The organism is Streptomyces roseus, assembly GCF_001044425.1.
Lineage (GTDB): Bacteria > Actinomycetota > Actinomycetes > Streptomycetales > Streptomycetaceae > Streptomyces > Streptomyces roseus.
Genome location: NZ_LFML01000125.1, coordinates 34,696 through 42,629, shown reverse-complemented (window position 1 = coordinate 42,629; position 7,934 = coordinate 34,696). Strand labels below are relative to the sequence as shown.

5 protein-coding genes are annotated in these 7,934 nt (G+C 71.4%); 1 reads left to right on the top strand and 4 read right to left on the bottom strand.

All coding sequences use genetic code 11. The annotated features are described in order from the left end of the window. Positions 1-113: 113 nt before the first annotated feature. The 3 genes from ACS04_RS27825 to ACS04_RS27815 all read right to left on the bottom strand — a co-directional run bounded on the left by ACS04_RS27825 (position 114) and on the right by ACS04_RS27815 (position 5,524). Positions 114-3,017, bottom strand: a complete 2,904-nt coding sequence (locus ACS04_RS27825) for an ATP-binding protein (RefSeq protein ID WP_048479549.1) — start codon at positions 3,015-3,017, stop codon at positions 114-116. A 190-nt stretch (positions 3,018-3,207) separates the two neighbouring features. After that, entirely contained in the window at positions 3,208-4,569 is a 1,362-nt protein-coding gene (locus ACS04_RS27820) for a cytochrome P450 (RefSeq protein WP_048479548.1), read from the bottom strand. A 22-nt stretch (positions 4,570-4,591) separates the two neighbouring features. After that, the gene (locus ACS04_RS27815; protein ID WP_245236568.1) at positions 4,592-5,524 is read right to left on the bottom strand and encodes a terpene synthase family protein; all 933 of its coding nucleotides are present in this window, start codon (positions 5,522-5,524) and stop codon (positions 4,592-4,594) included. Positions 5,525-6,149: 625 nt separating this feature from the next. Here ACS04_RS27815 and ACS04_RS27810 point away from each other — a divergent pair. Then, entirely contained in the window at positions 6,150-6,608 is a 459-nt protein-coding gene (locus ACS04_RS27810) for a hypothetical protein (protein WP_048479546.1), read from the top strand. Positions 6,609-6,880: 272 nt separating this feature from the next. Here ACS04_RS27810 and ACS04_RS27805 read toward each other — a convergent pair whose 3' ends face one another. After that, on the bottom strand, positions 6,881-7,690 hold the full coding sequence (locus ACS04_RS27805) for a dienelactone hydrolase family protein (RefSeq protein ID WP_048479545.1): 810 nt from the start codon (positions 7,688-7,690) through the stop codon (positions 6,881-6,883). Between the last annotated feature and the right edge of the window lie 244 nt (positions 7,691-7,934).

Below are 7,934 nucleotides of genomic sequence, written 5' to 3'. Positions count from 1 at the left end.
GGCGCGCCCCCGCGGCAGCCGGCTGCCCCCGCGCCCCCGCCGCACACGGAGGCGGGGCCGGGCGGCATCATCCGCCCGGCCCCGCCCCTCGTCCTTTGACGACCGGGGCCTCCTCAGAGCCCCAGGGCCCTGCGCAGGCCCAGGCGGTCGGTGCCGAGCTTGGTGAAGACCGCCGACAGGAGCTCGGAGACCGCCTGCGGGTCGCTGTGCGTCTTGGCCGCGATCGCCGTGTTGTCGAGGCCGAGCGCGGCGTGCTCGGCCGCCACGCTCTCGGCCACGGTCAGCGTGTCCTGCTCGAACGTGTGCAGCCGGCGCGGACGCAGACCGGCCGACACCAGCTGGGAGCGGGCTCGCCGCGCGAGCCCGTCGGCTCCGCAGGCCGACGCGGTCTCCATGCCCCGGTAGAGCTGCTGCGCCGCCCGGTGCGGATCACCGAGGACGTGCAGGGCCGTACCGTGGTCGACGAGGGCGTGGGCGAGTTCGTAGGCGGCCGGGGACTGTTCGAGGTGGCCCACCGCCTCCTGCAGCAGGACGGCCGCGTGCGCCGGGTCCGTGGCCGCCGCCGATACGCGCAGGGCATGGCCGATCGCGCTCGACGTGCCGAACGCCCGCGCCCGGGCGACCGCTTCGGCCGCCGTGGACCGCGCCTGCTCCGGCGCGCGGGTCACCTGCGCCAGCGCCAGGTCCAGCTGCCACGGACTCCACGACGGGTTGCGGGTGCCGCGCAGATCCAGCCGCCTGCCCGCCGCGGTCAGGTTCCGCATCGCCTCGTCGATCCTGCCCTGGGCCAGCAGCAGCTTGCCCCACACCGCCTGCGGGTCGGGATAGACGACCGCGGCCGGGAAGCCTTCGCCGAGCTTGTAGTCGTCGGCGACCTGCTGGGCCTCGCCGGTGTTCCCGCGGGCGAGCAGGGTCTCGATGAGCGTGCCGATCGCGTACCACTGCGCCGGGATGCCCTGCCCGACACGGTCGGCGATCTGCAGGCCGTTGCGGACGAAGTCCTCCGCCTCGGCGAGCCGTCCGCGCCGGAAGCGGACGTACCCGAGCAGGGTGTAGACGAACGACAGGTGCGAGCCGCGCCAGCCCTTCGCCTCGAACTCGACGATGCCGGCGTTGAACAGGTCCTCGGCGCGGCCGGGCTGGTCGCAGTACATGAGCGTGACCGCGATGACCGACGGTACCTCGAACCCGAAGTCCTGGTCGGTCCAGCTCATCCCGCCGTCCAGTGCCTGCTCCGCGTACTCCAGCGCCGTGGCGGCGGGTTCGCCGCGCATGGCGGCGTCCCAGGCGCGCAGGCCCAGGATGTGTCGCTCCGCCAGACCGCGGCCGGTGAGCCGCTTGGCGAACTGGGCCAGCAGCCGGGAGCGTGCGGGCGAGTTCTCCTCGTCGACCCGGACCGAGTTCCACTTGAACTGCTCGGCCTGCATGCGCAGCCGGGTACGGGAGCTGGTGGCCTGCTTGGCCTCCTCCTGGAGCAGTCCGGCGGCCGCGGCCAGCTGACCCGTGCGGGCGAGGGCCTGGGCCAGCCGGTAGGTGATCGCCTCCCGCAGGCCCTGCTCGGCCTTGGGCTCCTCCAGTGCGGCCCTGAGCTGGTTGATGGTGGTCGCGGGATCGTGCAGGAGGTTCGCGGAGCCGAGCTCGAACAGCACTTCGGCCCGGTTCTCCGCGTCCGGGGGCTCGCGCAGCGCGCGGGCCAGATAGCGGCGTGCGGCGTCGGGAGCACCCGCGGAGAAGCTCTCGCGCGCCGCCTGGCGCAGCTGCTGGACGACCCAGGGATCGCCGTCGGGGTGCATCTCCAGGAGGTGGCGGGCCGCCGCCGCGGCTCCCTGGCCGTCGTCGACCAGGGCCTGCGCGGCCATGCCGTGCATCGCGACGCGCACACCGGGCGGGATCGACCGGTACACGGCGGTGGCGACGAGCGGATGGAAGAACTCGACGACCTCCTTGCTGCGCAGGCCGGTGAGGACGGTCAGGATGCGCGCGGACCGCAGTTTGTTGATGGCGTCGGCGACCTGTGCGTCACCGAGGGCCGCCACGCTGCCGACGATGCCGGTCGGGACGGCGGTACCGAGCACCGCCGCGGCCCAGGCGAGCCGGACGATGGAGGGCCCGAGCTGTTCGAGGCGGTCGATCAGACCGCTGCCCTTGACGGTGGAAGCAAGATCGCGCAGCTCCGGGATGCTCTCCTGGTGCGGCTTCAGCTCGCGGTCGCGGCCCTTCATGGCCAGTTCGACGACCTCGAAGGGGTTTCCTCCGGTGATCGCCCAGCACTCGCGGCAGAACACGTCGTCCGCGCTCTCCCCGAGGGCGTCGCGCACTATGCGGGCCACCGCGGTCGTGGTGAGGGGTGCGAGCTCGTGCGGGCGGGTCCCCTGGCGGCCCATCATCAGGGCGCGCAGGGCGCCCGCGCCGGCGGGGATCTCGTCGGGGCGGCAGGCCACCATGATCAGCATGGCGAGCTCTTCGGCCCTCGCCGCGAACGCGGTCAGCCAGGCCAGGGATTCGGCGTCCGCCCAGTGGGCGTCGTCGAGGATCAGGACGACGGGCGCGCTGCGCACCGTGAGGTGGGTGACGACCCAGTCCAGTCCGTCGCGCACGCCCTGGGGGTCGGGCGCCGTCGGGCCCTCCGGGGCGGCGGTCAGTCCGAGCGCCGGGGCGACGATGCTGTACCAGGTGCCGAGGACGTCACGCCGTTCGTCCTCGGTCATCGCGGCGAAGGCCGGCTGGATGAGCTGCCGCATCACGTGGAACGGCACCTGTTTCTCCTGCTCGCCACCGCGGGCGAACAGTACGGTGCACGACCGCTCGGCCGCGTGGCGACGGGCCTCGGCCAGCAGGGTGGTCTTGCCGATGCCGCCCGAACCCGCGAAGGTCAGCACACCTCCGCGGCGTGCGGTGGGACCGTTGTCCGAGGTGCCGCACAGCTCGTCCACCGCGCGGTGGATCGCGCGAATCTCGGATTCCCGTTCGAGCAGCGGCTGGGTCGCCCACCCTTGCGGTTCCGTGACATGTGACATTCTTGCCCCCTCCAGCGCGTGCGGCCGAGTGTACGACCCTGGGGGTGAGAAGTTGCTGCTTAAGCACATTATTGCGGGATCACGTCACCCGTAAGGGGACAACGCTGTATCCTCGCCTGACTTTACGCAGGTCATGACGGCGCGTGAGGACTGAACTCGGCTTGAAATGAACGAGTTCGCTCAGATTCCGTCAATGGCGTGGAACGGGGATCATCGGAAGCTCGCTGGGTTGGGGCATCCCCGCGGGAAGTTCCCGTACGGTCACTCCCGGAGCGGGCACCAGCCGCCACCGCGAGCTCACCGCCGCCACGGCGGTCAGGATCTCCGCCACGGCGAACGTGTCCCCGATGCACTTGTGCTGGCCCGCGCTGAACGGGACGTACCGGTGCGCGCGCCGGCTCTCGTCCCCCGCCTCCTCCCACCGGTCCGGGTCGAAGACCGTGGGATCGCGGAACAGGGCGGGGTCGCGGTGCAAGGCGTAGGGGCTGTAGGCCAGTTCGGCGCCGGCCGGGATCGACACGCCGCCCAGTGTGAGCGGCACCAGGGCTCGCCGCGTGAAGAGCAGCGGCGAGTGGAGGCGCAGCGCCTCCTGGAACACGCGGTTGGTATATGGCAGTTGGGCGATGTCGGTGGGGCGGACGGGGCGCGTGCCCACCACCGCGTCGACCTCCTCGTGGAGTCGCTTCTCCACCTCCGGGTGACGGCCGACCTCATGGAAGACCCAGGACAGGGTCGTGGCCGAGGTCTCCGTACCGGCGAACAGGATGGCGATGACCTCGTCCCGCACCTGCTCCTCAGGCATGGTCGTCCCCGTCTCGGGGTCGACGCTCGACAGCAGCAGGGACAGCAGGTCCTGGCGCTCCTGCGCCCCGGCCTCCTCGGCGGCGTACTGCGCGATCACCTGGTCGATGATGGCGCGCAGGCGGGCGGCCGCCGCGTCGAAGCGCCTGTTCAGCGGGATGGGCAACCGGTCCAGGGACTTGGGCATGACCGCCCGCAGCAGCATGCCCTCCAAGACGATCGGCAGGGAGCGGTGCACCTCGGCGATGGCGGGACGGCTCAGGTCCCCCGAGAAGATCATCTCGGCCACCGAGGACAGCGCGTAGCGCCGGGCCTCGGTGACCATCGAGATCTCCCGGCCCGGCGTCCACGATGCCGTCATCTCCTGCGCCGCCCGGCTCATCACCTCGGCGTACTCGGCGATGTGGTTGCGGTGGAACGCCGGCTGGATCATCCGGCGCTGCTTGCGGTGGAACTCGCCGTCCGTGGTCACGATGCCGTTGCCGAACATCGGCCGCAGCCGGTCGAAGATCCGACCGCGGCCGAACTTCTGCGCCTGCTGGACCAGTACGGTGTGGACGTGCTCCGGGCTCGTCAGGACGTGGACGGGCCAGGTGCCGATGTCGAGCCGCACGATGTCGCCGTACTCGCGCAGCGATTCGAGGAAGGCGATCGGACTGCGCCACAGGGGGACGGCGTGCCCCAGGAGCGGTATCCGCCCCGGGGCCGCCGGTGCGTCGACCGCAGGGCCGAGTAGTTCCGTACGGGCCATGGGTCGACTCCCTGTCATGCCGTCATGCCACCGAGACGAGGTCCGGGCGGGTGTACGCGGACTCCAGCCCGGCCGCGAACCGTTCGTCGCTGTACCGTGTGCACTCGTAACGCTGCCACAGATCGGCGCCGATCATCCAGTCTTCGTAACTGCGCACGCAGCGCGTGACGTCCGCCCGCAGGGACGGGTCCATCTCCCCCTGGGCGTCGATGACTTGAAACAGCCGCCGCTCCGCCGCCACGTAGTCCTCTATGCGCGCCTGGATCTTCTCCTCGACCGCCCGGACGGCCTCCGGGAGCGAACGTCCTTCCCAGGAGGAGATCAGCGACACGAGGTTGTTGTTGTCCCCGCAGGCGTGCTCCTTCGGCAGCGAGAACACGTCGTTGCCCCACGAGATGATGTCCACGGCGCTCTCCGCGACCGCCTGGAAAGCGGGCAGGTCGTGGATGTGCTGCGGCAGGTCGATTCCCAGTCCGGCCTCCACCATGTCCATCATCGGCAGCAGTTGGGAACTGTGCCGGCGCATGAGGACGTACTCCTGGACCGAAGGGCGCCTGGTCGCGCCGCGATTGCCCGCTTCCTGGTCCAACGAGTGCAGCATCTGGGGGACATGTGTGCGATAGCGGGCCGCCGTCCCGGGGGACATGCCGGCCAGGATCCGGTCGCACAGGTCGATGAACCCGTTCACGAGCGGATTGCGGCGCGAAGGCGACCATGACGTCTTGCCCGTGTTCAGGTACTCGGTGATGGCATCGGTGACGGGCCGCCAGGCGGCAAGTTCACCCGTCCTGATGAGGTGGTCGTGCTGGTCGTCCAAGACGAACGACCAGGCCATCCACTCGGCGAGCAGCACGATGGTCTCGTACGGCACCTCGCCGCTCACGCGGCCCGCGAGGTGCCCGCACCCGATCGCGGTGAACTGCTCGGCGGCGTCGGTGACGAGCTCGTGGCCCAACGCCCATGACGTGGCTTCGGCGTTGGCCCGTGCGGCCAGCGGATGCTTGGAGTTCCCGAACGGAAGGTGGAAATCGGGAACAGGGAATGGGTCGAGCCGGGCCATTGATCCCCCCACGGAAGAGTCGGATTCGCCAATACCCGCTCAATGTACGATCGTCATGACACATGCGATTCCCGGGCGCCCCGCTGCTGCGGCGTCGTCACGACTGCACACCTCGCAACCTTCGGAAAGAACCGGTCGGTAACCGACCAGAACCCGTCCGCACACGACTACATCAGGCCACCCGTGAAGTAATTAACCCCCAGAGCGCCGCGCACTGTCAATGTAGAAAGTGCGGAGATACTGCATTCTCCCTGCTATTACGCGGCGAATATCCCGCAGGGATATGCGGGAGGCATAGTCGCGGATATCCGGAAGGGGATCCTCCGGATATGCCGTTCTCCATGGACGTCTTCCGGCCACTCATCGGGCCGTTGGGGCGCCCGTCCGCGAACTCGGTTCACCGTGACACCTGTTGACGACGGGGCGGGGGTGACGTCCACCGGTGGCCGAAGAGCGCCGTGCGGGCGTGCGGCACTCCCTACACTTCGGGAGGACGCAGCCGTCCGGGAAGGGCGGGGACATGATCGAGCACCGAGCGGCGGACGCGGGCGACGGCCAGGAGGCCGACGTCCTGGGCTCCTACCTGGAAGTCCTGCGGGCGCGCCTGACCGGCGAGCGGTTCGAGGTGCTCATCCGGGCCGTCCAGACCACCTGCGCCCTGCTCGCCGACGGCCGCGAGGCCGTTCTCGAAGTCCCGGGGGACGCCGATCTCGCCCCCGACCTCCCATGCGAGTACCTGTCCCTGATGGCCGTGATGATCACCGGCCACCTCGACCACCGGCTGGTCGAACTCGCCGGCCCCGACGGAGGCAAGGGCTGGGCGGTCGTGGACAACACCAGCCCCCTCCCGGAGCCCGCCCCCGCCGGCGCGTCCTCGTCCTCCTGCGAGGCGGCCGAGCGGGCGTGGATCGCCAGGGAGCTCGACGGCATCGCCCGCGCAACCGACGATCCGGGCAGCGCCGACGCCCGGCTGACCTGACGAGGCCGCCCCCGGCCGGTGGGCCGGGGCGGCGCGCTGTGCGGGGGCTACGGCCGGGGACGACCGGCCGGGGCTGGTCCGCGGGTCACGGGGTCGTCTTGCCCACCTCCAGGTCGGCGGTGGGCTGACGGGTGATCGATTTCAACCTGTCGGCTCTCCCGGCAGCCGCTCCGTGCCCGGGATCTTCATGACCGGTCCGCGGCCGGCGGCGCGGTCACCCTCGGGGTTGTGGCCGGCCGGACGCCCGGATTTCCGGACGCCCGGGTGTCCGCTCAGCCGTCCAGCCGCTCGTGCAGGAACGCCGTGACCTCCGCGCGCGCCCGCAAGGCCGGGTGGTCCGCCGGGGTTTCGCGGACCTCCAGGGTCAGCACCGCGTGGGCCCGCCGGCCGAAACCGTCGCCGTTGCCCGGGGCCGAGCTGAGCCGGATGACCTTGAAGGCCTCCCCGAGCCGGGAGCTGAGGGTGTCGAAGCGTTCCTGCGGCGCCATCCAGTCCTCGCTGAAGCGAAGCCCCATCACGCACAGGCCGTCTTTCCGCGTGCGCTCGACGACGCGCCGCAACTCGTCCTCGCTGACACCGGCGTCCGCGCGCCGGGCGGCGCCGGGCCCGATGGGGGCCGACGGCTGGCTCATCACGGGAGCCAGTACGGCGTCGTCCACCGCGGCGGCCAGCGCGAACCCGCCCGTGAAACAGAGGCCGATGACACCGACCCCGGTGCCGGGCGTACGGGCCGCGAGCTCGCGGGCGAGCGCCCTGAGGTAGTCGGCGACGGGCCGGCGGGCGTTCGTGGCGAAGGCCCGGAACTCCGCGGAGACGCAGACGCGGGCCAGGACGGCCGCCGTCCGGGCGACGGACAGGGGCTTGCCCGGCGTACCGAACAGCGAGGGCATCACGACGGTGAACCCCTCGTCCACCAGGTGTTCGGCGAGCCCGAGCACCTCGGGCGTGATCCCGGGCAGTTCGGGCAGCAGCACCACCGCCGGCCCCTCGCCCTTCTCGAAGCACTCGTACGTGAGCCCCTCGGCGGAGAACGGGGCCCGGCTCCAGCCGGCGAGGGTGGAAGTCGGTGCCCTGCCTGTCATGTGCCCTGCTCTCGGTAGCGTTCCGGCGTCGACAGCCGACTTTACGCCGCGTGCATGCCAAGCCCACGGCCGGACCGGGGAGCGTCAACCGCGCGGGGCCGTGATCATCCTCCCGGCGCCGTCCCACCCCGGCGGGTGAACCGGAGGCCCACCCGGTCCGCCCGGGCCCCTGGCCACGGGCCCGGAAAGGGGGCCGAACCCCGGTTCCGTACGGGCGCGAGACGCCCGACCGGGGTCCGGCCGC

Bases quoted from the DNA above. Each gene is read 5' to 3' on its own strand.
- ACS04_RS27825 (WP_048479549.1), bottom strand. From the start codon at position 3,017: ATGTCACATGTCACGGAACCGCAAGGGTGGGCGACCCAGCCGCTGCTC.
- ACS04_RS27820 (WP_048479548.1), bottom strand. From the start codon at position 4,569: ATGGCCCGTACGGAACTACTCGGCCCTGCGGTCGACGCACCGGCGGCC.
- ACS04_RS27805 (WP_048479545.1), bottom strand. From the start codon at position 7,690: ATGACAGGCAGGGCACCGACTTCCACCCTCGCCGGCTGGAGCCGGGCC.
- ACS04_RS27810 (WP_048479546.1), top strand. From the start codon at position 6,150: ATGATCGAGCACCGAGCGGCGGACGCGGGCGACGGCCAGGAGGCCGAC.